The sequence below is a fragment of the Pseudomonas sp. NPDC089569 genome, assembly GCF_050280625.1.
In the GTDB taxonomy this organism is placed as follows: Bacteria; Pseudomonadota; Gammaproteobacteria; order Pseudomonadales; family Pseudomonadaceae; genus Aquipseudomonas.
In genome coordinates this window covers 1-25,403 of sequence record NZ_JBNNVQ010000057.1, presented here as the reverse complement: position 1 = coordinate 25,403, position 25,403 = coordinate 1, and the positions used below count along the sequence as shown (strand labels likewise).

General features: G+C 60.7%; 18 protein-coding genes. 12 read left to right on the top strand and 6 right to left on the bottom strand.

The genetic code is table 11. From position 1 onward, the window contains the following. Positions 1 to 193 precede the first annotated feature (193 nt). From xdhA to guaD, 4 genes are all read left to right on the top strand, one after another. Positions 194 to 1,651, top strand: coding sequence for a xanthine dehydrogenase small subunit (gene xdhA, locus ACQKP2_RS20460; protein ID WP_427578980.1), 1,458 nt, complete (start codon positions 194 to 196; stop codon positions 1,649 to 1,651). After that, positions 1,644 to 4,043, top strand: coding sequence for a xanthine dehydrogenase molybdopterin binding subunit (xdhB, locus tag ACQKP2_RS20455; RefSeq protein WP_427578978.1), 2,400 nt, complete (start codon positions 1,644 to 1,646; stop codon positions 4,041 to 4,043). The genes xdhA and xdhB overlap by 8 nt, the downstream gene beginning before the upstream one ends. Before the next feature lie 117 nt (positions 4,044 to 4,160). Further along, entirely contained in the window at positions 4,161 to 5,018 is an 858-nt protein-coding gene (gene xdhC / locus ACQKP2_RS20450) for a xanthine dehydrogenase accessory protein XdhC (RefSeq protein WP_427578976.1), read from the top strand. 24 nt (positions 5,019 to 5,042) lie between these two features. Further along, positions 5,043 to 6,347: a guanine deaminase gene (guaD, locus tag ACQKP2_RS20445; RefSeq protein ID WP_427578975.1), complete on the top strand. Its 1,305-nt coding sequence runs from the start codon at positions 5,043 to 5,045 to the stop codon at positions 6,345 to 6,347. 178 nt (positions 6,348 to 6,525) lie between these two features. Here the strand turns inward: guaD and ACQKP2_RS20440 are convergent, their stop codons facing one another. Further along, entirely contained in the window at positions 6,526 to 7,287 is a 762-nt protein-coding gene (locus tag ACQKP2_RS20440; protein WP_427578973.1) for a GntR family transcriptional regulator, read from the bottom strand. A gap of 326 nt (positions 7,288 to 7,613) precedes the next feature. On the opposite strand from ACQKP2_RS20440, the gene ACQKP2_RS20435 reads away from it, so the two are divergent. Next, positions 7,614 to 8,804, top strand: coding sequence for a benzoate/H(+) symporter BenE family transporter (locus ACQKP2_RS20435; RefSeq protein WP_427578971.1), 1,191 nt, complete (start codon positions 7,614 to 7,616; stop codon positions 8,802 to 8,804). 121 nt (positions 8,805 to 8,925) lie between these two features. Here the strand turns inward: ACQKP2_RS20435 and ACQKP2_RS20430 are convergent, their stop codons facing one another. Beyond that, positions 8,926 to 9,267: a YggL family protein gene (locus ACQKP2_RS20430; protein WP_427578969.1), complete on the bottom strand. Its 342-nt coding sequence runs from the start codon at positions 9,265 to 9,267 to the stop codon at positions 8,926 to 8,928. Positions 9,268 to 9,501: 234 nt separating this feature from the next. On the opposite strand from ACQKP2_RS20430, the gene dacB reads away from it, so the two are divergent. Then, positions 9,502 to 10,962, top strand: a complete 1,461-nt coding sequence (gene dacB, locus ACQKP2_RS20425) for a D-alanyl-D-alanine carboxypeptidase/D-alanyl-D-alanine endopeptidase (RefSeq protein ID WP_427578968.1) — start codon at positions 9,502 to 9,504, stop codon at positions 10,960 to 10,962. A gap of 102 nt (positions 10,963 to 11,064) precedes the next feature. On the opposite strand, the gene ACQKP2_RS20420 is transcribed toward dacB, so the two are convergent. Continuing rightward, a complete protein-coding gene (locus ACQKP2_RS20420; RefSeq protein WP_427578967.1) occupies positions 11,065 to 13,464 on the bottom strand; it encodes a sensor domain-containing diguanylate cyclase in 2,400 nt (799 codons plus the stop codon). 200 nt (positions 13,465 to 13,664) lie between these two features. Then, entirely contained in the window at positions 13,665 to 15,929 is a 2,265-nt protein-coding gene (gene rlmKL, locus ACQKP2_RS20415; RefSeq protein ID WP_427578966.1) for a bifunctional 23S rRNA (guanine(2069)-N(7))-methyltransferase RlmK/23S rRNA (guanine(2445)-N(2))-methyltransferase RlmL, read from the bottom strand. A 530-nt stretch (positions 15,930 to 16,459) separates the two neighbouring features. On the opposite strand from rlmKL, the gene rmf reads away from it, so the two are divergent. Beyond that, positions 16,460 to 16,675: a ribosome modulation factor gene (gene rmf / locus ACQKP2_RS20410; protein ID WP_003223300.1), complete on the top strand. Its 216-nt coding sequence runs from the start codon at positions 16,460 to 16,462 to the stop codon at positions 16,673 to 16,675. 387 nt (positions 16,676 to 17,062) lie between these two features. Here the strand turns inward: rmf and ACQKP2_RS20405 are convergent, their stop codons facing one another. Then, positions 17,063 to 18,082, bottom strand: coding sequence for a quinone-dependent dihydroorotate dehydrogenase (locus tag ACQKP2_RS20405; protein ID WP_427578963.1), 1,020 nt, complete (start codon positions 18,080 to 18,082; stop codon positions 17,063 to 17,065). Between the two features lie 227 nt (positions 18,083 to 18,309). Between ACQKP2_RS20405 and ACQKP2_RS20400 the strand changes: the two genes are divergently transcribed. The 5 genes from ACQKP2_RS20400 (at position 18,310) to cobA (ending at position 24,096) form a co-directional block, all read left to right on the top strand. Beyond that, a complete protein-coding gene (locus ACQKP2_RS20400) occupies positions 18,310 to 19,521 on the top strand; it encodes a CmpA/NrtA family ABC transporter substrate-binding protein (RefSeq protein WP_427578962.1) in 1,212 nt (403 codons plus the stop codon). Between the two features lie 15 nt (positions 19,522 to 19,536). Then, positions 19,537 to 20,112, top strand: a complete 576-nt coding sequence (locus ACQKP2_RS20395) for an ANTAR domain-containing response regulator (RefSeq protein ID WP_427578960.1) — start codon at positions 19,537 to 19,539, stop codon at positions 20,110 to 20,112. 283 nt (positions 20,113 to 20,395) lie between these two features. Then, on the top strand, positions 20,396 to 21,607 hold the full coding sequence (locus ACQKP2_RS20390) for a nitrate/nitrite transporter (protein WP_427578959.1): 1,212 nt from the start codon (positions 20,396 to 20,398) through the stop codon (positions 21,605 to 21,607). A 7-nt stretch (positions 21,608 to 21,614) separates the two neighbouring features. Then, entirely contained in the window at positions 21,615 to 23,285 is a 1,671-nt protein-coding gene (locus ACQKP2_RS20385) for a protein kinase domain-containing protein (protein WP_427578958.1), read from the top strand. 49 nt (positions 23,286 to 23,334) lie between these two features. Beyond that, entirely contained in the window at positions 23,335 to 24,096 is a 762-nt protein-coding gene (gene cobA, locus ACQKP2_RS20380; RefSeq protein WP_427578956.1) for a uroporphyrinogen-III C-methyltransferase, read from the top strand. A gap of 201 nt (positions 24,097 to 24,297) precedes the next feature. On the opposite strand, the gene ACQKP2_RS20375 is transcribed toward cobA, so the two are convergent. Then, entirely contained in the window at positions 24,298 to 25,347 is a 1,050-nt protein-coding gene (locus ACQKP2_RS20375) for an OmpA family protein (protein WP_427578955.1), read from the bottom strand. Between the last annotated feature and the right edge of the window lie 56 nt (positions 25,348 to 25,403).

Below are 25,403 nucleotides of genomic sequence, written 5' to 3'. Positions count from 1 at the left end.
CCCGGCCGGCGGTTTTTGGCACGATTCAAGCAAAAAGCAGTCTGGCGCACGAGGGTCAATACTGTAGGAGCGAGTGTTGATCGACGAAATGCATTTTCCTGACCTTTAAGTCAGAAAATCATTGACCGAAAAGTCAGACCTGCTAAATTCGGTTTCATCGGTTAACAAAAATAATGAGTCTGCGAGGCCATCCGTGATCCAGTTTTTACTAAACCAGGAACTCCGTAGCGAGCACGCCCTGGACCCGAACCTGACCGTGCTCAACTACTTGCGCGACCATGTAGGCAAACCCGGCACCAAGGAAGGCTGCGCCAGTGGTGACTGCGGCGCGTGCACCGTGGTGGTCGGCGAGTTGCAGACCGATGACGCCGGCCGTGAACACATTCGCTATCGCAGCCTCAATTCGTGCCTGACCTTCGTTTCGTCCCTGCACGGTAAACAACTGATCAGCGTCGAAGACCTCAAACACAAGGGCGAGCTGCACAGCGTGCAAAAGGCCATGGTCGAATGCCACGGTTCGCAGTGCGGCTTCTGCACGCCCGGGTTCGTCATGTCGCTGTTCGCCCTGCAAAAGAACAGCGAAGCACCGGATCATCACAAGACCCATGAGGCCCTGGCCGGCAACCTGTGCCGCTGCACCGGCTATCGGCCGATCCTGGAGGCCGCCGAGCAATCGTGCTGCGCCACCCGGCAACCGGACCAGTTCGATGCCCGTGAAGCAGAAACCATCGCGCGCCTCAAAGCGATCGCGCCCACGGATATCGGCGAACTCAACAGCGGCGACAAACGTTGCCTGGTGCCGCTGACCGTGGCCGATCTGGCCGATCTCTACGACGCTTATCCACAGGCCCGCCTGCTCGCCGGCGGCACGGACCTGGCACTGGAAGTCACGCAGTTCCATCGCACACTGCCGGTGATGATTTATGTCGGCAACGTCACTGAAATGAAGCGCATCGAGCACTTCGACGACCGCCTGGAAATCGGCGCGGCCACCGCCCTCTCCGACTGCTACGACGCCCTGAAGGCCGAGTACCCGGACTTTGGCGAACTGCTGCAGCGCTTCGCCTCCTTGCAGATTCGCAACCAGGGCACCCTGGGCGGCAACATCGGCAACGCTTCGCCGATCGGTGACTCGCCACCGCTGCTGATTGCTCTGGGCGCGCAGATCGTCCTGTGCAAGGGCGAAACCCGCCGCACCCTGGCGCTTGAAGACTACTTCATCGATTACCGCGTCACGGCACGCCTGGAAAGCGAGTTCATCGAGAAGATCATCATCCCCCGCGCCCGTACGGAGCAGCTGTTCCGTGCCTATAAGGTGTCCAAGCGTCTGGACGACGATATTTCCGCCGTCTGCGCCGCGTTCAACCTGCGTGTGGAAAACGGGGTGATTACCGACGCCCGCGTGGCTTTCGGCGGCATGGCGGCCATCCCCAAACGAGCCAACGCCTGTGAAACCGCATTGATCGGCGCGCCCTTCAACAGCGCCGCCGTTGAGCGCGCTTGCGCTGCTCTGGCCGAGGATTTCACGCCCCTCTCGGATTTCCGCGCCAGCAAGGAGTATCGCCTGCTCAGCGCGCAGAACCTGCTGCGCAAGTACTTCATCGAACTGCAAACACCGCACATCGAGACCCGGGTGACCGCTTATGTCTAATCATCACGCCGTAGAGAAGACCCAGGCCGAACTGGCAGAGCTGTTCGCCAAGGACCTGACCACCGGTGTCGGTCGCAGCGTCAAGCACGACAGCGCCGCCAAGCATGTGTCCGGTGAAGCGCAGTACATCGACGATCGCCTGGAATTTCCCAATCAGTTGCACGTGTACGCGCGCCTGTCGGACCGTGCCCACGCGAAAGTCATCAGTATCGACACCACGCCGTGCTACGCCTTCGAGGGTGTGCGCATTGCCATCACCCACGAAGATGTACCGGGCCTCAAGGACATCGGCCCGCTGCTGCCGGGCGATCCGTTGCTGGCCATCGATACCGTGCAGTTTGTCGGCCAGCCGGTGGTTGCAGTCGCGGCGCGGGACCTGGAAACCGCACGCAAGGCGGCGATGGCCGCGATCATCGAGTACGAAGACCTGGAGCCGGTGCTGGATGTCGTCGAAGCCCTGCGCAAGCGCCACTTCGTGCTGGAAAGTCACACCCATCAACGCGGCGACTCGGCCACCGCGCTTGCAACCGCCGAACATCGCATCCAGGGCACCCTGCACATCGGCGGCCAGGAACACTTCTATCTGGAAACCCAGATTTCATCGGTGATGCCCACCGAAGACGGCGGCATGATCGTTTACTGCTCCACGCAAAACCCCACCGAAGTGCAGAAACTGGTGGCCGAAGTGCTGGATGTGTCGATGAACAAGATCGTCGTCGACATGCGCCGCATGGGCGGCGGTTTCGGCGGCAAGGAAACCCAGGCGGCAAGCCCGGCCTGCCTGTGCGCAGTGATCGCGCACCTGACCGGCCAGCCGACCAAGATGCGCCTGCCGCGGGTCGAAGACATGTTGATGACCGGCAAGCGCCACCCGTTCTATGTCGAATACGACGTCGGCTTCGACAGCACCGGCCGCCTGCACGGCATCGCCCTGGAACTGGCCGGCAACTGCGGCTGCTCGCCGGACCTGTCGGCCTCGATTGTCGACCGGGCGATGTTTCACTCCGATAACTCGTACTACCTTGGCGATGCGACCATCAACGGCCACCGCTGCAAGACCAACACCGCTTCAAACACCGCTTATCGCGGCTTCGGCGGCCCGCAAGGCATGGTCGCCATCGAAGAAGTGATGGACGCCATCGCCCGCCATCTGGCCCTCGATCCGTTGCAGGTGCGCAAGGTCAACTACTACGGCAAGACCGAGCGCAACGTCACCCATTACTACCAGACCGTCGAGCACAACATGCTCGAGGAAATGACCGCCGAACTCGAAGAAAGCAGTCAGTACTTCGAACGTCGTGAAGCGATCCGTCGCTACAACGCCAACAGCCCGATCCTGAAAAAAGGCCTGGCGCTGACCCCGGTAAAATTCGGTATTTCCTTCACCGCCAGCTTCCTCAACCAGGCCGGGGCTCTGGTGCACGTCTACACCGATGGCAGCATCCACCTGAACCACGGCGGCACCGAAATGGGCCAGGGCCTGAACACCAAGGTCGCGCAGGTGGTGGCCGAAGTGTTCCAGGTGGAAATGGACCGTGTGCAGATCACTGCCACCAACACCGATAAAGTACCGAACACCTCGCCGACCGCAGCCTCCAGCGGCGCCGACCTGAACGGCAAGGCAGCGCAGAACGCCGCCGAAACCATCAAGAAACGCCTGGTTGAATTTGCCGCTCGACAGTACAAGGTCAGCGAAGAAGACGTGGCGTTCCATAACGGTCACGTGCGAATTCGCGATCACATCCTGACCTTTGAAGCCTTGATCCAACAGGCATATTTCGCCCAGGTGTCGCTGTCGAGCACCGGTTTCTACAAGACGCCGAAAATCTACTACGACCGCAGCCAGGCCCGTGGTCGTCCGTTCTACTACTTCGCCTTCGGGGCCGCCTGCTGCGAAGTGCTCGTCGACACCCTGACCGGTGAATACAAGATGCTGCGTACCGACATCCTCCATGACGTCGGTGCCTCGTTGAACCCGGCCATCGACGTCGGCCAGGTCGAAGGCGGTTTCATCCAGGGCATGGGCTGGCTGACCATGGAAGAGCTGGTGTGGAATGCCAAAGGCAAGCTGATGACCAACGGCCCGGCCAGTTACAAGATCCCGGCCGTGGCAGACATGCCGCTGGATCTGCGGGTCAAGCTGGTGGAGAACCGCAAGAACCCGGAAGACACGGTGTTCCACTCCAAGGCCGTCGGCGAGCCACCGTTCATGCTCGGCATCGCCGCGTGGTGCGCGATCAAGGACGCCGTGGCCAGCCTGGGGGATTACAAACATCAACCGAAAATCGACGCACCGGCGACGCCGGAGCGGGTGTTGTGGGGGTGTGAGCAGATGCGCCAGTTGAAGGCTGCGAAGCCTGTAGAAGCCGAGGCCGAGTTGGCTCCGCTTTAAGACCGAGGCGCGGCCTTCGCGGGCGAGCCTCGCTCCTACGGTTAATCGCATTTTCCTGTAGGAGCGAGGCTTGCCCGCGAAGAGGCCCGAACAGACAACGAAGATGTCGAGGTGAACATGTACAACTGGATCGACGCCCTCGCCGACCTGCAAGACCGGGGGGAACCCTGCGTCCTGGTGACCATCATCGAAGAGCTTGGCTCGACGCCGCGCAATGCCGGTTCGAAGATGGTCATCAGCGCCTGCCAGACATTCGACACCATCGGTGGCGGACACCTGGAATACAAAGCCATGCAGATCGCCCGCGAGATGCTCGCCAGCGGCAAGCAGGACACGCACCTGGAGCGTTTCAGCCTCGGTGCCAGCCTGGGCCAGTGCTGCGGCGGCGCGACGGTGCTGCTGTTCGAACCGATGGGCCAGGTTCAGGCGCAGATCGCCGTGTTCGGTGCCGGCCACGTCGGCCGCGCCCTGGTACCCCTGCTGGCCAGCCTGCCCTGCCGGGTGCGCTGGATCGATTCGCGGGACACCGAGTTCCCCGAACAGATTCCCCACGGCGTGCGCAAGATCGTCAGCGAAGAACCTGTGGATGAAATCGACGATTTGCCCGCAGGAAGTTATTGCATCGTCATGACCCACAATCACCAGCTCGACCTGGAGCTGACCGCCGCGATTCTCAAGCGCAATGACTTCGCCTACTTCGGCCTGATCGGCTCGAAGACCAAACGGGCCAAGTTCGAACATCGCCTGCGCGACCGTGGTTTCGACAACAGCGTCGTGCAACGCATGCGCTGCCCGATGGGCATCGGTGAGGTCAAAGGCAAGTTGCCTGTGGAAATCGCCATTTCCATCGCCGGCGAAATCATCGCCACCTATAACGCCAATTTCGGCCAGCAAACATCCGGCGCCGAACCGATTGCCAAGCTGCTGCCGGTTTCACGGCGCAGCCACGCCACCAAACAAGCCGCATCGAACTGACAAGCCTGACAATAGAGAAACCTCATGCCTCTGACTCGCAAAGCTTACCGCGCCGCCATCCTGCACAGCATTGCCGACCCCGCCGAAGTGGGGATCGAAGCCTCCTACGAGTATTTCGAAGACGGCTTGCTGGTGGTCGATGACGGAAAAATCAGTGCCCTTGGTCACGCCTCCGAGCTGCTGCCGACCTTGTCGGCCGATGTTGAAATCACTCATTACCAGGATGCGCTGATCACCCCCGGCTTCATCGATACCCACATCCACCTGCCGCAAACCGGCATGGTCGGCGCCTATGGCGAGCAACTGCTCGATTGGCTCAATACCTACACGTTCCCGTGCGAAAGCCAGTTCGCCGACAAGGCCCACTCCGACGAAGTCGCGCAAATCTTCATCAAGGAACTGCTGCGCAACGGCACCACGACGGCCCTGGTGTTCGGCAGCGTGCACCCGCAATCGGTGAACTCGTTTTTCGAGGCCGCCGAACGGCTCGACCTGCGCATGATCGCCGGCAAAGTGATGATGGACCGCAACGCCCCCGATTACCTGACCGACACCGCCGAATCCAGCTATGTCGAAAGCAAGGCCCTGATCGAGCGTTGGCACGGCAAGGGCCGCCTGCACTATGCCGTGACCCCGCGTTTTGCACCGACCAGCACCCCGGAGCAGCTTGCCCTGGCCGGGCAGTTGCTCAGCGAATTTCCTGATCTGTACATGCAGACTCACATCAGCGAAAACATCAAGGAAGTCGAATGGGTCAAGGAACTGTTCCCGGAGCGCAAGGGCTATCTGGACGTGTACGATCACTACCAACTGCTCGGTGAGCGATCGGTGTTTGCCCATGGCGTGCACCTGTGTGACGCCGAGTGCGCGCGCCTGGCCGAAACCGGCTCGGCCATCGCTTTCTGCCCGACCTCGAACTTCTTCCTCGGCAGCGGTCTGTTCAACCTGCCGATGGCCGAGAAGCACAAACTCAATGTCGGCCTGGGCACCGACGTTGGCGGCGGCACCAGTTTCTCGCTGCTGCAAACGCTGAACGAGGCGTACAAAGTCATGCAACTGCAAGGTGCGCGCCTGAGCCCGTTCAAGTCGCTTTACCTGGCAACCCTCGGCGGCGCCCGCGCGCTGCGCCTGGAAAACAACATCGGCAACCTGCAACCGGGCACCGACGCTGACTTCCTGGTGCTGGATTACAACGCCACACCGCTGCTCGGTTATCGCCTCAAACAAGCCAACAACATTGCCGAGACGCTGTTCGTGTTGATGACGCTGGGGGATGACCGTACAGTGCTGCAGACTTACGCAGCGGGGAACCTGGTGCACCAGCGCTAAAAGTCCGCGCCCATAAAAAATCCCCCGGTACTGTTCAGTCCGGGGGATTTTTTGTTGCCTGTTGGCTTGCCATCGCTGGCAAGCCAGCTCCCACAGTGTTTTGTGGCGCCCACAAAATTTGGACTCAACGCGAATCCTGTGGGAGCTGGCTTGCCAGCGATGGGGGCGACGCGGTCGATCAAAGTTTCGCTGACGAACGCCCAGGCTTCTTGGTCAGCAAATGCGAAAACACCGCGTGCAGGTCATCCGACGCGCTTTCTTCGTCGAGATTGAGTTTGCTGTCGATGTGATCCATGTGATGCATCATCAGGTCCACGGCCAACTCCCCGTTACGGGCTTCGATCGCGTCGATCAGTTGGGTGTGTTCGTCGTAGGAACAATGCGAGCGGTTGCCGCTTTCATACTGGGCGATGATCAGCGACGTCTGGGACACCAGGCTGCGCTGGAAGCTGATCAATGGTGCGTTTTTCGCAGCTTCGGCGAGTTTCAGGTGGAATTCGCCCGACAGCCGGATACCGGCGCCGCGATCGCCACGGGAAAAGCTGTCGCGCTCGTCGTTGACCATCTGGCGCAACTCGGCGATCTGCTCGGCGGTGGCGTGCTGGACCGCAAGTTCGGTGATCGCGCGCTCGACCAGGCGCCGGGCGAAGAACACCTGGCGTGCTTCTTCGACACTCGGGCTTGCGACCACCGCACCACGATTGGGCCGCAACAGCACGACGCTTTCATGGGCCAGGCGCGACAGTGCGCGGCGAATGATGGTACGGCTGACCCCGAAGATTTCCCCCAGCGCTTCTTCGCTCAACTTGGTGCCGGGCGCCAGTCGCTGTTCGAGGATGGCCTCGAAGATATGCGCATAGACAATATCGTCCTGGGTGCCGCTGCGGCCTGCTTTGCCTGCTCGCGGTTGTTTCTTTAGGGGCTGCAACTGTTCGTTCATGGGCACTCGAGTCGGAAGAACTGCGGCGAATTGACCGCGACTGTAATACGGCACAGTGGGTCGCTGGCAAGTATCGCGTAAAAAATACTGCGATTGTACACAATGGTTAGTGGCAACACGACTGTACGGCTGTTTGTCGCGCCGGCTGTATGGCAACGTCCGCTTACATTTGAGTTTAGGCTTAAACCCTGTAGGAGCGAGCACGCTCGCGATGGACGCACGAACACCGCGGGGGTATCAGAGCTCCCGCGTCATCGTTGACGACCATCGCGAGCGTGCTCGCTCCTACAGGGATATCTTCATCAACACCCAGGAACGCCGCTGTCATGAACGACGCCACGCATACCCAACTCCGTCCGCTGGCCGATACGTCACCGTCGGCCATCGTCGCCGGTTTCATCGCCATGATGACCGGTTACACCAGTTCCCTGGTCCTGATGTTCCAGGCCGGACAAGCGGCCGGCCTGACCAGCGGGCAGATTTCATCGTGGATCTGGGCGATTTCCATCGGCATGGCGGTGTGCTCGATCGGCCTGTCATTGCGCTATCGCACGCCGATCACCATTGCCTGGTCGACACCGGGCGCGGCATTGCTGATCACCAGCCTGGGTGGCGTCAGCTATGCAGAAGCCATCGGTGCCTACATTACCTGCGCGGTGCTGGTGACGATTTGCGGGTTGACCGGCAGTTTCGAACGGCTGGTGAAAAAAATTCCCGCGTCGCTGGCAGCGGCATTGCTGGCGGGGATTCTGTTCAAGATCGGCAGTGAGATCTTCGTCGCCGCCCAGCATCGCACCGCGCTGGTGCTGGGCATGTTCTTTACCTACCTGGTGGTCAAGCGCCTGTCACCGCGCTATGCGGTGCTGGGCGCGCTATTGATCGGCACGGCACTGTCGGGGTTGATGGGCCTGCTGGACTTCAGCGGTTTCCGCCTGGAGGTGGCGACTCCGATCTGGACCACCCCGCACTTTTCCCTCGCCGCGACCATCAGCATCGGCATTCCGCTGTTCGTGGTCGCCATGACTTCGCAAAACATGCCGGGTGTCGCCGTGTTGCGCGCTGACGGTTACAACGTACCTGCCTCGCCCTTGATCACCACCACCGGTATCGCGTCATTGCTGCTGGCGCCGTTCGGCTCCCACGGGATCAACCTCGCCGCCATCAGCGCGGCCATCTGCACCGGTCCACATGCCCATGAGGACCGCAACAAACGCTATACCGCGGCGGTCTGGTGCGGGGTTTTCTACGGGATTGCCGGGGTATTCGGTGCGACGCTGGCGGCGCTGTTTGCCGCGCTGCCCAAGGAATTGGTGCTGTCGATTGCCGCGCTGGCGTTGTTTGGCTCGATCATCAATGGCCTGAGCATTGCCATGAGCGAGGTGAAGGAACGTGAGGCGGCGCTGATTACCTTCATGGTCACGGCATCGGGACTGACACTGTTTTCCATCGGTTCGGCATTCTGGGGGATTGTGGCGGGGGTGGTGACGCTGTTGATCCTGAACTGGCGCAAGGATTGAAGGCCAACAGGAGCGAAACATGCCGGTGTTGATGGCTTCAAGGGCCTCTTCGCGAGCAAGCTTCGCTCCTACAAAAAAGGCAAAAAAAACGGCGACTCGAAGGTCGCCGTTTTTTCTGGAATCAAGCCTTGTTGATCGGCTTTTCCGGGTACCACACGTCCAGCAGCGGGCTGACTTCAACGGTGGTCAGTTCGCTACGGCCCTTGAGCCAGGCTTCAACGGCAGCGCGCTGTTCCTCGCTGACCGAGCCACGCTTCTGCAGGCAAACCAGACCGAAGTCGTCACCGCCGACGTAACCCAGACCGTTGGCTTCCATGGCTTCTTTGAGGAATGCGTCGAGGAAAGCATCAATGGCTTCATCAGCCAAATCTTCTTTGAAATCCAGGTTCAGTTCGAAACCCAGCTCTTGAAATTCATCGACGCACAGTTTTTTGCGCAGACGCTGGGAACGGTTAGTCGCCATTGAAACAATCCTCATAAGTAATTACGGCCGGCACTTTAACAGTTTAAGGCGCCGATTGCCTGCCTCTGAACGGTGCACCTTGGACCGCCGGTAAAAAAATAGCGGATTAGTAGGTCAGGGTACGGCACAAGCCACGATACCTTGGGGCATAATGCCGACACTTTTATGACCGCTGAGGGCTTTTCATTTTCGCGCCCTCGTCTTTTCTCCCTCGGCTGTAGGGTTTTATTGCACATGATCAAATCGTTGCGTCCATTGCTGCTGGCAGGTCTGCTTTTTCCGCTGGCCCTTCCCGTTTCCGCTGATCCAATCAATACCGCCTTGTCGCCCAACGTCGAAAAAGCCCTCAAGGCCAGCAAGTTGCAGGACAACGCCCTGTCACTGGTGATGATTCCCCTCACCGGCCCCGGCACTCCGACCGTTTTCAATGCCGATGTGTCGGTCAACCCGGCCTCGACCATGAAACTGGTGACCACCTACGCGGCCCTGGAAATGCTCGGCCCGAACCACCAGTGGAAAACCGAGTTCTACACCGACGGCACCCTGAGCGGCGGCATCCTCAATGGCAACCTCTACCTCAAGGGTGGTGGCGATCCAAAGCTGAACATGGAAAAACTCTGGCTGCTGATGCGCGACCTGCGTGCCAACGGCGTGACCCAGGTCACGGGTGACCTGGTGCTGGACAAGGGTTTCTTCGTGCAGCCGCAACTGCCCGAGTTCAATGATGACGGCAATGACGAGAACAAACCGTTCCTGGTCAAGCCTGATGCGCTGCTGGTCAACCTCAAGGCCCTGCGTTTTGTCGCCCGCAACGACTCGGGCAAGGTGCTGGTCTCGGTAGAACCGCCTATCGCCAGCATCCACATCGACAACCAGGTCAAGGCCATCAACTCCAAGCAATGCACCGGCGGTGTGCGCTACAACCCGGTACCCCAGGCCGATGGCAGCGTGACAGTAACCGTCGGCGGTCAGTTGGGCGAAGGGTGCAGCTCGCAGACCTACCTGTCTCTGCTCGACCACGCGACCTACACCGCCGGTGCTGTACGCGCGATCTGGAAAGAGTTGGGCGGCAGCATTCAGGGCAAGGATGTGCAGGCACCCACGCCAAAGGATGCCAAGGTGCTGGCACGCGCGTTCTCGCCGGACCTGGCGGAAATCATCCGCGACATCAACAAATACAGTAACAACACCATGGCCCAGCAGTTGTTCCTGAGCCTGGGTCAACGATTCCGCACCGATGCCGATGCCGACGACGCCAAGGCCGCCCAGCGGGTCGTGCGCCAGTGGCTGGCGAAGAAAGGCATCACCGCACCGCATCTGGTAATGGAGAATGGCTCCGGACTGTCCCGCTCCGAGCGCGTCAGCGCCCGGGAGATGGCCTCCATGCTGCAAGCCGCGTGGCACAGCCCTTACGCTGCCGAGTACATCAGCTCGATGCCGATTGCCGGCACCGACGGCACCATGCGCAAGCGCCTGAAAACCACTGCGATGCGCGGAGAAGCCCACGTCAAGACCGGCACCCTGAACACCGTCCGCGCAATCGCCGGGTTCAGCCGAGACGTCAATGGCAATACCTGGGCAGTGGTGGCGATCCTCAACGACAAGGCACCGTTCGGCGCCTCGTCGGTGCTCGATCAAGTGCTGCTGGACCTGTATCGCCAGCCGAAACTGCCACAAACCGCTTCAGTACTGTAACCATTGTGGGAGCGAGCCTGCTCGCGATAGTGTCAGCCCCGTCAAAACCGATGGCGACTGACACTCCGATTTCGCGAGCAGGCTCGCTCCCACAGGTATCGCCTAGTTGATTTCCCTTTCCACCCGATCCCTTCCCGCCTGCTTGGCCGCATAAACTCCGGAATCCGCCCGCAGCAGCAGCCCATCTGCGCCCTCACCGGTCCGCCAACTGGCGATCCCGAAACTGGCGGTGACGACCCCGACTTCATCAATGGGTGAACTGCGCAGCCCTTGCCACAATTCCAGTGCAAGGGCATAAGCCTGCTCACCGTCGATATCCGGACACAGCACCATGAACTCTTCCCCGCCCAGACGGCAGAACACGTCCGTGCGTCGCAGCCGCAGACCGATGCGCTCGCACACCGCCTGCAGGACGCGATCACCCACCGCGTGACCGTATTGGTCATTGATACGCTTGAAGTGGTCGATGTCGAGCATGATCACCGTCAGCTCTCCACCTCCGCGCTCCACCCGGGCCATCTCGATGGTCAGACGTTCCTGGAAATAGCGGCGGTTGTGGATGCCGGTCAATGAATCGGTCACCGACAGCGCGCGCAGCTCTTCTTCGACTCGCTTCATGTCGGAAATGTCCGAGATAAAGCCGTGCCAGAGCACACCGCCACCGGGCAACTCCTCCGGGGTCGCCTCGCCGCGCACCCAGCGCAAGCCACGCACAGGCAGTTGCACACGGTATTCCTCGCGCCACGGGCTGAGGTTATCCGCCGAGGCCCGGATCGACGCTCGCACGCGCGTAGTGTCTTGTGGATGAATCCGCGTGAAGATCGCCTCGGCATTGAGCAGCAGAACATCAGGCTCCAGTTCGTAGATATCACGAATACCGTCGCTGGCATAAATCACGCTGAAGCGTCCGTTGAACTCCATCTTGAACTGGTAAATCCCGCCCGGCACATGGGCACTGAGCTTCTTCAGCAAGATATCTCGCGCCGCCAGGGCTTCGTGGACCCGCCTGCGTTCGGTGATGTCGATGCACACCGCCAGGTGCCCGACCCACAGCCCTTGCTCGTCGAGCACAGGCGTGGCCAGCATGTTGACCATCAAGTGACTGCCATCGCCGCGCACCAGCGTCCACTCCCGCGCCTCGTGCCCGCCTTCGACGCTGCCTTCGACCAGCATCGCCTGGCAAGTCGGCACCAACTTGCCGAAACGCGTACTCAACTCAATGGATCGCGCGGCCAACTCACTGGGCAGATGCAGGTTTTCCAATGTCATCTTCCCCACTACTTCGGCAGCGGTGTAGCCGAGCATCAGCTCGGCGCCGGCATTGAAGGTGCTGATTACACCGCGCAGGTCCGTGGCGATGATCGCCACCTGGGTCGCGGCATTCAGTACTCCGCGCAGTTGGCCGTGGGTGCCGCGCAGCTCCTGTTCGCGGGCGCGCAGCTCCTGGGTTCGCTGCTCGACCATTTTCAGCGCCCGCTGGCGCTGGCTCACCAACACATAGAGCAAGGCACTGAGCAACACGCTGAGCAGGGCGCCGAGTACCACCAGGGAGGTCACTGACGAATGGTTGGCCTGCAGGAAAGCCTCGCTGGGCTGGATGTCGACCTGATACTCGTGGTCAGCCAGGCGTAGCAACCGGGTCGAGGACAATTCGCTGACGGCCGGTGCGTTCGGTGACTCGAACAACACTTCGTGCTGATCGTCCGTGGACAGGTCCAGGATACGCACCGACAGGTAATCACGCCCGGCCTCGGGCAAGTCGTCGGCCAGCAACTGGCGCATGCTGATCACCGCCATGACGTAACCGAATGGCTTGCCCGTTGCACCGTCGGGATTTTCATGGGACATGACCGGCGCCACCAACAGCACGCCTCGCGCATACGCCGGCTCGATGCTGACCAGATGCATGGGCTGCGACACCGCCATGCGCCCGTGCTGATCGGCGCGTTCCAGCGTGGCGCGCCGCAGGGGTTGAGCCAGCAAGTCATACCCCAATGGCGAACCGAGTCTGCTTTGCGTCTGGCTGTAAAGAACCACGACGTACTCATCCCGCTCGGCGGCCAATTGCAGCTGCCCGTCGGGATTGAGCTCACGCAGGGAAAAATCACTCAGGCCTTCTGCCCGCACACGACGCTCGAACGCCGCCCGCTGGTCGCCACTGACCCGTTCGGCGAATGAATACGCCTGGGTTCGGTGCAACAGGGGTTGGGTATATCCGTTGAATTCCTCTCGGGAAACCGAATCGGAATTGACAAAGAACCGGCGCAGGCCATCGAGGCGCTGCTCCTGGTCTTCGAAACGTTCTTCGATACGGCTGTAACGCTCACTGGCCAGCAGTTGGAAGCGTTGCCGCAATTGATGGTGAAAAAGGTTGAGTGTCGACCACGCCAGCAGGCCGGTGAGCACCCCGCCGGCCAGCAATACCAGCAGCGCGACCAACCAGGCCGAGACGTCTTCGCTGATAAAACCCAGGATCTTTGGGCGCACGGCGTGCAACGACATAAACGCAACTCAAAACGCCAGGTGCGGGAAAGCCCTTTGGCCATGAGTGGAGTTATAGCTATTAGCCACTAATTTGACCAGCCTTGTACCTGTAGGAGCGAGCAGGCTCGCGATGGTCGTCAACGATTACACGGGCCGTCTGAGGCCACGCGGTGCCTTGTCGTCCATCGCGAGCATGCTCGCTCCTACAGGGATCAGGGTTAGCGGGCCGTGATTTTCCAGGCGCGGTGAATCCTGGCATTACGGGCAAAATCCGGATCGATGGTCTGGGCGGTGATCTCTTCGATCGCATAACGCTCGCTGAGGTTGGGCTCCAGTTCGAACTTGCGGAAGTTGTTGGAGAAGTACAGAACACCTCCCGTTGCCAGACGCGCCATGGCCAGGTCGATCAACTGCACCTGGTCTCGCTGCACATCGAAAACCCCTTCCATGCGCTTGGAGTTTGAGAAGGTCGGCGGGTCGATGAAGATCAGGTCGTACTCGTCCCGGCTGCTTTCGAGCCAGGCCATCACATCCCCCTGCTCCAAGCGGTTCTTGTCGGAGAAACCATTGAGCGACAGGTTGCGACGCGCCCAGTCCAGATAGGTTTTCGACAGGTCGACGCTGGTCGTACTGCGCGCGCCGCCCCTGGCCGCGTGAACACTGGCGGTGGCGGTGTAGCAGAACAGGTTGAGGAAGCGCTTGCCGGCCGCCTCTTTCTGAATGCGCAGGCGCATCGGCCGATGGTCGAGGAACAGGCCGGTGTCGAGGTAGTCGGTAAGGTTCACCAACAGCTTCACACCGCCTTCATTGACTTCGACAAACTTGCCCTGGGCAGCCTGGCGTTCGTACTGTTTGGTGCCGCTCTGACGCTCGCGACGCTTGACCACCACGCGGCTCTTGTCGATGTTCAGCGCCTGCGGAATCGCCGCCAGGGCATCGAACATGCGGATCGAGGCCTTTTCCGGATCGACGGATTTGGGTGCGGCATATTCCTGCACATGGACCCAATCGTGGTACAGGTCGATGGCCATGGAGTATTCCGGCATGTCGGCATCGTAGACACGATAGCAATCGACACCTTCACGCTTGACCCACTTGCCCAGGGCCTTGAGATTCTTTTGCAGGCGGTTGGCGAACATCTGCCCGCCTTCACTCAGGCGCGGCTGCTCGGGTGCAGGCGCCGGGGCTGGCTTGATCGGGTTGCCGTTCTTGTTGTACTTGCGCTCCTGCGGCTCGCTCGGGGCCTGATCGTAAGCGGCCTGCTCACGTTCGGCCTGACGCTGTTCCGGGGTACGACGCTCACCCGTGACGAACTGGTCCGGCAACACTTTGATCAGCAGCAATTTGCACGGCAAGGCACCGTTCCAGAAGGAATACTGCTTGTGGCTGCGGATGCCCATGCGCTTGCCCAGGTCGGGTGCGCCGGTGAACACCGCCGCTTCCCAGTTCAGACACGCCTGGCGCAGACGTTCGCCAAGATTCTGGTAGAGGTAGAGCAGGCTCGCCTCGTCGCCCAGACGCTCGCCGTAAGGAGGGTTACAGATCACCAGGCCTTTCTGGTTCTGGTCCGGGCGCGGCTCGAAGGTGGCGACTTCACCCTGATAGATCTTGATCCAGTCGCTCAGACCGGCCCGCTCCACGTTGTTGCGCCCCGGTTGAATCAGACGCGGATCGGCTTCGTAGCCACGAATCCACAGCGGCGGCCTGGCGAGGCCGGCCGCGGCACGCTCGACGGCCTCTTCATGGAGTTTTTTCCAAAGCGCCGGCACGTGGCCGAGCCATGCGGTGAAACCCCACTGCTCGCGACGCAGGTTCGGTGCAATATCGGCGGCGATCATCGCCGCTTCGACGAGGAATGTACCGACACCACACATCGGGTCTGCCAGCGCGCCGCCTTCGGCCGCGATACGAGGCCAGCCGGAGCGGATCAGGATCGCGGCCGCAAGGTTTTCCTTCAGCGGCGCCGCGCCCTGCTGCAAGCGGTAGCCGCGCTGGTGCAGGCTGTGTCCGGACAGGTCGAGCGAGAGAATCGCCTCGCCACGGTCCAGACGCAGGTGGACGCGAAGGTCCGGATTGAGTTTATCGATGGTCGGACGGTCGCCCTGGGGCGTGCGCAGCTTGTCGACAATGGCATCCTTGACCTTCAAGGCGCCGAAGTGGGTGTTGTCGATGCCCGAACCGTGGCCGCTGAACTCGACGGCCAGGGTGCCGTCATTGAGCATGTGGTCCTGCCAATCGATATCCAGAACGCCGTGATAGAGATCGTCGGCGCTTTTCATCGGGAAACGCTTGAGCACCAGCAGCACACGGTTGGCCAGGCGCGACCACAGGCAAAGGCGGTAAGCAGCTTCCATGGTTGCCATGCCGCGCACGGCAGACGTGTGCTCACGAGCCTCTTCAAGGCCAAGCCCGACGGCTTCCTCGATGAGCAGGCCTTCGAGGCCTTTTGGGCAGGTGAGGAAGAGTTCGAAACGATCGGACATGGGAATTTCAGAGCCTTTAGCTGAGTGAGCCGGCAACGCATTGCCGGCCCGGTTTTCAATCAGGCGCTTTTCTCGAAGAGCGCCCGCGTGGCACGAAGGTGTGCCTTTCCACCCCTGCTGCCCGGGTTAAATGAGCTTAGATGCAAGGACAGATAAAAAAGTTGATGCAACAAAATGTCATAAGTCGACCCTTCGTCGAATAGTCCCTTTCGCAACAGGAGCCATTCTCACCAAAGGATTAACCCGAACATTCAGCGCGGAGGCCAATCATACCGGGGTTTGCCATACAAAAACGCGATGAACATCTTGTTACTTATGGCCATACCACATTAATGGTTACGTCCTTATGACAAAACGATCATTCCCTCCATGTGACTCATTGGTTAGAACTCAATACAGGTTGGCGCCGCAACGACGCCAGCACCCTTGGCTCGCCACGCCGGCAGCGAGCCCCAACGGCAGAGTTTTTCTGCCTGACCTCGATTGAGGTCGACGCGATAAAAACAGTCAACAAGTGAGGGCTACACCCTATGAGAAGACTTAAGCGTGATCCGTTGGAAAGAGCGTTTTTGCGCGGATATCAATATGGCGTTGGTGGCAAATCCCGTGAGCTTTGCCCATTTACTCTACCGTCGGTACGCCAAGCCTGGATCAACGGCTGGCGGGAAGGACGCGGCGACAACTGGGACGGTATGACCGGCACTGCGGGAATCCACAGACTCAACGAACTTCACGCCGTCGGCTGACACAGGGCACACACTCCGACATACAATCTGATCAAGCAACGAATTAACCACGCGCGTCCCATCCGGACGGCGGGCTCCGGCCCAGGGGCTCCTTTATAGGAGCCCTTTTTTATGTCCGCTCTTCTGGCTCCCCGGCAATCTCTGTAGGAGCCAGGCTTGCCGGCGAAAGCGATCTCTGGGACGTCTTCGCCGGCAAGCCTGGCTCCTACGGGCGAAAGCGATCTCAAGGACGCCTTCGCCGGCAAGCCTGGCTCCTACGGGCGAAAGCGATCTCATGGACGCCTTCGCCGGCAAGCCTGGCTCCTACGGGATCAGCGCGTGGCTACGATGGCGTCCATGGATTCGCGGATCAGCGCAGGATCACGATGGCATCCACCAATCAGCAAATCAGCGCAGCGCCGAAATGGCGTCCACGGATTCGCGGATCAGCGCCGGCCCCTTGTAGATGAAGCCCGAATAGATCTGCACCAGGCTCGCACCCGCAGTGATTTTCTCGGCTGCGTGCTTGCCTTCGGTGATGCCGCCCGCCGCAATGATCGGCAAACGACCACCCAGTTCGGCCGCCAGCACCTTCACGGTGTGGGTGCTCTTGTCGCGAACCGGGGCGCCGGACAGCCCGCCTGCCTCGTCACCGTGTTCCATGCCTTCGACACCCACGCGACTCAGGGTGGTGTTGGTGGCGATCACCGCGTCCATGCCGGTTTCGATCAAGGCCTGCGCAACCTGTGCGGTTTCCTCGTCGCTCATGTCCGGGGCGATCTTGATGGCCAGCGGCACATGCTTGCCATGACGCAACGCCAGTTCCGCGCGACGGCTGGCCAGATCGGCCAGCAATTGCTTGAGCGAATCCCCGAATTGCAGGCTGCGCAGCCCCGGCGTGTTCGGCGAGCTGACGTTGACCGTCACATAGCTGGCATGGGCATAGACCTTGTCCAGGCAAATCAGGTAATCGTCGACTGCACGCTCGACCGGCGTATCGAAGTTCTTGCCGATGTTGATGCCCAGCACGCCCTTGTATTTGGCGGCTGCCACGCGGGCCAGCAAGTGATCGACACCCAGGTTGTTGAAACCCATGCGATTGATGATCGCCTCGGCTTCCGGCAGGCGGAACAACCGTGGCTTGGGGTTGCCCGGCTGCGGACGCGGCGTGATGGTGCCGATTTCGACAAAACCGAAACCCAGTTGCGCAAAGCCGTCGATGGCCGCGCCGTTCTTGTCCAGACCGGCCGCCAGCCCCACAGGATTCGGGAAGTCCAGGCCCATGACCTTGACCGGCATCTTCGCCGGTGCCTTGCACAGCAAACCGTTGAGTCCCAGACGCCCACCCGCGCCGATCAGGTCCAGGGACAGGTCGTGGGAGGTTTCCGGGGAAAGTTTGAACAACAGCTGACGGGCCAGGGTGTACATGGGCGGGTTTGACTCTGGGCTACGAAAAGTGGCGGCGATTATAGCCGGGCGGGAGGGTGGCAGGCGAGGAGGACGCAAAAAACAGCAGACGATGGCATATGCCTTGCACCTGCTCAGGCATCAGCATTCATGCCAATGACGGTATGGATGCCGGGCCAATGGCGTCGTCGCCCGGACTTGCGCGAGCAAGCCCCCGCACGACGTTTTTTTTGCAAGGTGAACACGCAATGAATGAACCGTCAGCCGCCTCCCTGGCCTGGGTCAATGGCAGCGATGCCCCGGAAAAGACCGAACTCAATCTCGGCTTCATGGCCCTGAGCGACTGCGCCTCGGTGGTGGTCGCCGCCACCCAGGGCTTCGCCCAACCCTACGGCCTGACCCTGAACCTGAAGCGCCAGGCGTCCTGGGCCAACCTGCGGGACAAACTGGTCAGTGGCGAACTCGATGCCGCTCACAGCCTGTACGGTTTGATCTATGCCGTGAACCTGGGCATCGGCGGTGTGCCTGCAACCGACATGGCCGTGCTCATGGGGCTGAACCAGAACGGCCAAAGCATCAATCTTTCCCGCGGCCTGCAGACGCGGGGCGTGACCAGTCCTGAAGCGCTTCACTTGCACGTGCACCAAACTCGCCCAAAACTGACCTTCGCCCAGACCTTCCCTACCGGCACCCATGCTCTGTGGCTCTATTACTGGCTGGCCAGCCAGGGCATACATCCGTTGCAGGATGTCGAGAGCGTGGTGGTACCGCCGCCGCAAATGGTCGCGCACTTGCAAGCGGGTCGTATCGATGGTTTCTGTGTCGGCGAGCCCTGGTCCGCCAGTGCGGTCCGGCAGGATCTCGGATTTACGCTGGCGACCAGTCAGAGCATCTGGCCCGATCATCCGGAAAAAGTCCTGGGCTGCACCCGCATGTTCATCGAACAATACCCCAACACCGCCCGGGCGCTGGTGATGGCGATCCTGCAGGCCAGCCGCTTCATCGAAGACAATGACGAAAACCGTCGCAGCACCGCGCAATTGCTCAGCGCACCGCAGTACCTGGATGCCCCGCTCGAGTGCATCGAACCGCGCTTGCTCGGCGACTACGCCGACGGCCTCGGTAACCGCTGGCAAGATCCACACGCCCTGCGCTTGCATGGCGAGGGCGAGGTGAATCTGCCGTACCTGTCCGATGGCATGTGGTTCATGACCCAGTTCCGCCGCTGGGGGTTGTTGCGCGATGACCCGGACTACATGGCAGTGGCGCGACAGGTCCAGCAGCTGGACCTGTATCGCGAGGCAGCGGATGCCGTCGGTGTCGCTGCACCGACCCGGGAAATGCGCAGCAGTCAGTTGATAGACGGCAAGGTCTGGGACGGAACCGATCCGGCCGGCTATGCCCGTGGATTCAAATTGCACGCCATGAGCGACAGCCTGTCGCTGCTTGCCAGCCGCTGACAGGAAACTACGAACATGTTGCGTATCCTGCTGATCAACGACACCGCAAAAAAGGTCGGGCGCCTGAAAGCGGCCCTGAGCGAGGCCGGCTTCGAGGTGATCGATGAGTCCGGCCTGACCATCGACCTGCCCGAACGCGTCGAAACGGTGCGTCCGGACGTGATTCTGATCGATACCGAGTCACCTGGCCGTGATGTCATGGAACAAGTCGTGCTGGTCAGCCGCGACCAGCCACGTCCGATCGTGATGTTTACCGACGAGCACGATCCCGATGTCATGCGCCAGGCAATCAAGTCGGGGGTTAGCGCCTATATCGTCGAGGGCATCCATGCCCAGCGGCTGCAACCGATTCTGGACGTGGCCATGGCGCGCTTCGAGAGCGACCAGGCCCTGCGCGCCCAGTTGCTGGCCCGCGACCAGCAACTGGCCGAGCGCAAGCGCATCGAGCTGGCCAAGGGACTGCTGATGAAAATGAAGGATTGCAACGAGGAAGAGGCCTACACCCTGATGCGCCGCCAGGCCATGAGTCGTCAGCAGAAGCTGATTCAGGTGGCGGAGCAGATCATTGCCATGAGTGAACTGTTGGGTTGAACTCCTGCGGCGCCTGTCAGAGCGCCTTCGCGAGCAGGCTCGCTCCCACCGTTGATCCGTGTGCGACGCAATCGCCCTGTGGGAGCGAGTCCGCTCGCGATTGGCCGCGACTCGGTCTCTGTTGTTGGCACAAATATCGCTAAGTAAAACCTACAGGTAACCAACGGCGGTTGCCCAATCTACGACAAAGACGTCGCTCACCTCATTTGCCCCATGGCGAATCAGGTGGCGGCGTTTTTTTGTTTTGGCCCCCGTTCGAGACTCCTACCAGCTGAGGTGCGCGATGAATTCAAGTTTCTGGAAATCCGGCCATACCCCGACCCTGTTCGCGGCCTTCCTCTATTTCGACCTGAGCTTCATGGTCTGGTACCTGCTCGGCCCTTTGGCTGTGCAAATCGCCGGCGACCTGCACCTGACTACCCAGCAGCGCGGGCTGGTGGTGGCCACACCGATACTTGCCGGGGCGGTACTTCGCTTCGTGATGGGAATGCTGGTAGATCGCCTTTCACCGAAAACAGCCGGCCTGATCGGCCAGGTCATCGTGATCAGCGCGCTGTTCGGCGCCTGGAAGCTGGGCATCCACAGCTATGAGCAAGCCTTGCTGCTGGGGCTGTTCCTGGGCATGGCCGGCGCCTCTTTCGCCGTAGCCCTGCCATTGGCCTCGCAATGGTATCCACCTCAGCACCAAGGCAAGGCCATGGGCATCGCCGGGGCGGGCAACTCCGGGACCGTGCTGGCCGCACTGATTGCACCGGTGCTGGCGGCGGCATTCGGCTGGAGCAACGTGTTCGGCTTCGCCCTGATCCCGCTGGTCCTGACCCTGATTGTCTTCGCCTGGTTGGCGAAAAATGCTCCGCAAAGGCCGAAAGCCAAGTCGATGGCCGACTACTTCAAAGCCCTTGGCGACCGTGACAGCTGGTGGTTCATGTTTTTCTACAGCGTGACCTTCGGTGGTTTCATCGGCCTGGCCAGCGCCCTGCCCGGCTATTTCAACGACCAGTACGGCCTGAGCCCGGTGACCGCCGGTTACTACACCGCCGCCTGCGTATTCGGCGGGAGCCTGATGCGTCCCCTGGGCGGCGCCCTGGCCGATCGCTTCGGCGGCATTCGTACCTTGCTGGCGATGTACAGCGTGGCAGCAATCTGCATGGCCGCCGTGGGCTTCAATCTGCCGAACTCCTACGCGGCACTGACACTTTTCGTCTGCACCATGCTTGGCCTGGGCGCCGGCAACGGCGCCGTGTTCCAGCTGGTTCCACAGCGCTTCCGCCGGGAAATAGGCGTGATGACGGGCTTGATCGGCATGGCCGGCGGCATCGGTGGCTTTGCCCTCGCCGCCGGCATGGGTGCGATCAAGCAAAGCACCGGCAGCTACCAAATGGCCCTTTGGCTGTTCGCCAGCCTCGCAGTCCTCGCCTGGTTTGGCCTGCACGGTGTGAAACGCCGCTGGAGAACCACCTGGGGTTCGGCCGCCGTGACGGCCGCGCGGGTCTGAGGTCGCCATGAGCCTGCAACTGAGTTTCGCCGAAGCCAGCGCCACCGGTCCGCGCGAAGAAAACCAGGACGCTCTGCGCCTGGTCACGCCGGCCCCTGCGCTGGCGGCCAGCAAGGGTTACCTGTTCGCCATCGCCGATGGTGTCAGCCAATGCGCCGATGGCGGCCTGGCGGCCCGTTCGACGTTGCAGGCCCTGGCTCTGGACTACTACGCCACCCCGGAGACCTGGGGCATCGCCCAGGCATTGGACCGTCTGCTGCTGGCACAGAACCGTTGGTTGCAGGCCAATGGCGGGGGGCAACCCTTGCTGACAACCGTCAGTGTCCTGATCATTCGCGGCCGACGCTTCACCCTGGCTCATGTCGGCGACTGCCGGGTCTATCGCTGGCACGCCGATCAATTGCAGCGCATCAGCGAGGATCACGTCTGGGACCAACCGGGCATGCAGCATGTGCTCAAGCGCGCCCTGGGTCTCGATCAGCATTTGGTACTGGATTTTCTCGACGGTGAGTTACGCCTCGATGAGCGTTTTGTACTGGTCAGCGACGGTGTGTGGTCCGTGCTGGGCGATACTGCGATTGCCGCCATACTGCGCGATCAACCGGATCTCCAGAACGCGGCACGGGCACTGGTCAATGCCGCACACCTGGCCGGTGGCCAGGATAACGCCAGCGCCTTGCTGGTGCGGATCGATGCCCTCGGTGAAACCGGCATCGGCGATGCGCTGATTCAGTCGCAGCATTGGCCGCTGCCGCCGGCGCTGAGAGCAGGACAGGCCTTCGAAGGTTGGCGGGTTGAAGCACTGCTCGGTCAGAGCCGACAGTCACTGCTCTACCGGGTGCGCGATAGCCAGCAGCAACCTTGGCTGCTCAAAACGCTCCCTGGCCACCTGCATGACGATCATCAGGCCGCACAGGCCTTGTTGTCGGAAGAATGGTTTCTCAAGCGTGTGGCGGGGCGGCATTTTCCCGAAGTCCACACGGCGAGTCAGCGTCAGCATTTGTACTACGTGATGCGCGAGTACCGTGGCTCTACCCTGGCGCAACTGTACGAGCAGACAGGGCCGTTGCCACTGCCCCAGTGGCAGGACCTGGCTGAACGCCTGTTGAAAGCGGTAGGCCTGCTGCATCGCCGACAAATTCTGCATCGCGATATCAAGCCGGAAAACCTGTTGCTGGGGGATGAAGGTGAATTGCGCCTGCTGGATTTCGGGCTCGCCTATTGCCCCGGCCTGTCCGAAGCCCCGTCCTCCCTCCTGCCCGGTACGCCCAGCTACATCGCGCCGGAAGCATTTCGCGGTGAAATGCCAACGCCGCAGCAGGATCTGTATGCAGTCGGTGTGACCTTGTATTACCTGCTCACCGGGCATTATCCCTACGGGGAAATCGAAGCGTTCCAGCATCCACGATTCGGCGTGCCTGTCAGCGCCTGCCGCTATCGCCCCGACCTGCCTGAATGGCTCGTGCAGAGCCTGGAACGCGCAGTGACGGCCGATCCGGCTCAGCGCTTCGAAACGGCGGAAGAATGGTTGCTGCTGATGGAGCAAGGTGAACGCCGCAGCCTCAACACGCGCCCCAGGCCATTGCTCGAACGCGAACCGCTGAAGGTATGGCGGGCCGTGGCACTGGCGTCGCTATTGATAAATCTCGCGTTTTTGTTTGCCGTGTTTCATGGCTGACAACGCTCACGATGATGAACTGTCCGTCATTCCAACCGAGGAACCTGTGATGAACGCAAAAGTCTGGCTGGTCGGCGCGGGCCCCGGTGATCCGGAACTGCTGACGCTCAAGGCGGTGCGGGCCTTGAGAGAGGCAGATGTCGTATTGATCGACGATCTGGTCAATGACGCCATCCTGGAACACTGCCGCAAGGCCCGGATCATCCCGGTGGGCAAAAGAGGCGGTTGCCGCTCAACACCCCAGGCATTCATTAACCGCCTGATGCTGCGTTACGCACGTCACGGTAAATGCGTGGCGCGACTCAAGGGCGGCGACCCCTGCATTTTCGGGCGCGGTGGAGAAGAGGCACAGTGGCTGCGTGAGCGCGGGATCGAGGTCGAACTGGTCAATGGCATCACGGCAGGGCTTGCCGGTGCGACACAATGCGATATTCCGCTGACGTTGCGGGGCGTTGCTCGAGGTGTGACGCTGGTGACCGCTCATACGCAAGATGGCAGCGACCTGAACTGGCAGGCACTGGCACAAAGTGGTACGACCCTGGTGATCTACATGGGCGTGGCCAAGCTGGGCAAAATTCGCGAACAACTGCTGGCTGGCGGGATGGCAGCGGGTACGCCGGTGGCGATGATCGAAAACGCTTCGCTGCCCCATCAGCGGGAATGTCGCAGCACATTGACAGCCATGGAGGCAGATGCCTTCGCCTTTGGGTTGAAAAGCCCGGCGATTCTGGTGATCGGCGAGGTCGCAGCAGAAAAGATGGAAAGATCGCAGCCTTCGGCAGCTCCTGCATTGGAATGCGTAGCCTTGTAGGAGCGAGCACGCTCGCGATGGAGGCTAACGATAACGCTGACAGCCTGATGCCCCGCTGTGTTCTGTTGTCCATCGCGAGCGTGCTCGCTCCTACAAGGGACGCGAGCCGCCATTGGCCAGAGCATAAACCGATCGCCCCACCAAATCGCAGGCAAAGAAAAGCCCGGCCTAAGCCGGGCTTCTCTCAGAGCTGAGATCCAATTACTTGGATTGAGCTTCAACCTGCGCTTCTACGCGACGGTTAACAGCGCGGCCAGCTTCAGTTTTGTTGTCAGCAACTGGGCGGGATTCGCCGTAGCCAACAGACTGGATGCGGGACGACTGAACACCGTACTGGTTGGTCAGAACTTGCTTAACGGCGTTTGCACGACGCTCGGACAGTTTCTGGTTGTAAGCGTCAGGACCGACGTTGTCAGTGTGACCTTCAACAGTAGTGGTGGTCGATGGGTACTGCTTCATGAAGTCAGCCAGGTTCTTGATGTCGCCGTAGCTGTTAGGCTTGACTACCGACTTGTCGAAGTCGAACTTCACGTCCAGCTCAACACGAACGACTTCAGCAACAGCTGGGCAGCCATCAGCGTCAACAGTTACGTTGGCTGGGGTGTCAGGGCACTTGTCAACGTTGTCGCAAACGCCGTCGTTGTCGCTGTCGGAGCAGACTTCAGCTGGTGCTGGAACCGGAGCGGCAGCTGGCTTGTTGCCGCCACCGAAGTTCACACCCAGACCTACGGACGGGATGTAGTCCCAACGGCCGTTGTCCAGCTTGTAGTCAGCTTCTACGCCAGCACGAGCGTAGACGTTTTCCAGGAAGTAGTACTTGACGCCACCGCCTGCAGTCAGGAAGGTCGACTGGTCACGGCCGGTGTGGCCATCAGCAGCTACGTTGGTCATGCTGCCGTGCTTGACGCCACCTTGAACGTAAGGACGCAGAGCGTCGCCAGCGTTGTTGAAGTGGTACTGAGCGTTCAGACCGAACTGGTCGCCTTCGATTTTCTGATGACCGGTACCGTTGTTCGAACGGGTGTAGTCATCGTTGTTGTAGGTAGCGTTCAACGAAACGTCGTCGGTCAAGAAGTAACCGATGGAGGCGCCAGGAGTGTAGCCGTCTTCAACGTTGTTCACGCTGTCGTTGTACTTCTTCCCGTAGTTGAGCTCGCCTTCAACTGCGCCTTGGCCTTGTGCCAGAGCGCCGAACGAAGTAGCGGCAATAAGAGTACCAATGGCCAAGCCCAAGGTGTTTTTCAGTTTCATCCGCGTTTTTCATTGACCTGTCCCACCAAAGGTCGCATCGAAGGATGGAGTTTTCG

Coding starts and splice junctions, on each gene's coding strand:
- xdhB (WP_427578978.1), top strand. CDS start 1,644: ATGTCTAATCATCACGCCGTAGAGAAGACCCAGGCCGAACTGGCAGAG.
- xdhC (WP_427578976.1), top strand. CDS start 4,161: ATGTACAACTGGATCGACGCCCTCGCCGACCTGCAAGACCGGGGGGAA.
- guaD (WP_427578975.1), top strand. CDS start 5,043: ATGCCTCTGACTCGCAAAGCTTACCGCGCCGCCATCCTGCACAGCATT.
- ACQKP2_RS20440 (WP_427578973.1), bottom strand. CDS start 7,287: ATGAACGAACAGTTGCAGCCCCTAAAGAAACAACCGCGAGCAGGCAAA.
- ACQKP2_RS20435 (WP_427578971.1), top strand. CDS start 7,614: ATGAACGACGCCACGCATACCCAACTCCGTCCGCTGGCCGATACGTCA.
- ACQKP2_RS20430 (WP_427578969.1), bottom strand. CDS start 9,267: ATGGCGACTAACCGTTCCCAGCGTCTGCGCAAAAAACTGTGCGTCGAT.
- dacB (WP_427578968.1), top strand. CDS start 9,502: ATGATCAAATCGTTGCGTCCATTGCTGCTGGCAGGTCTGCTTTTTCCG.
- ACQKP2_RS20420 (WP_427578967.1), bottom strand. CDS start 13,464: ATGTCGTTGCACGCCGTGCGCCCAAAGATCCTGGGTTTTATCAGCGAA.
- rlmKL (WP_427578966.1), bottom strand. CDS start 15,929: ATGTCCGATCGTTTCGAACTCTTCCTCACCTGCCCAAAAGGCCTCGAA.
- rmf (WP_003223300.1), top strand. CDS start 16,460: ATGAGAAGACTTAAGCGTGATCCGTTGGAAAGAGCGTTTTTGCGCGGA.
- ACQKP2_RS20405 (WP_427578963.1), bottom strand. CDS start 18,082: ATGTACACCCTGGCCCGTCAGCTGTTGTTCAAACTTTCCCCGGAAACC.
- ACQKP2_RS20400 (WP_427578962.1), top strand. CDS start 18,310: ATGAATGAACCGTCAGCCGCCTCCCTGGCCTGGGTCAATGGCAGCGAT.
- ACQKP2_RS20395 (WP_427578960.1), top strand. CDS start 19,537: ATGTTGCGTATCCTGCTGATCAACGACACCGCAAAAAAGGTCGGGCGC.
- ACQKP2_RS20390 (WP_427578959.1), top strand. CDS start 20,396: ATGAATTCAAGTTTCTGGAAATCCGGCCATACCCCGACCCTGTTCGCG.
- ACQKP2_RS20385 (WP_427578958.1), top strand. CDS start 21,615: ATGAGCCTGCAACTGAGTTTCGCCGAAGCCAGCGCCACCGGTCCGCGC.
- cobA (WP_427578956.1), top strand. CDS start 23,335: ATGAACGCAAAAGTCTGGCTGGTCGGCGCGGGCCCCGGTGATCCGGAA.
- ACQKP2_RS20375 (WP_427578955.1), bottom strand. CDS start 25,347: ATGAAACTGAAAAACACCTTGGGCTTGGCCATTGGTACTCTTATTGCC.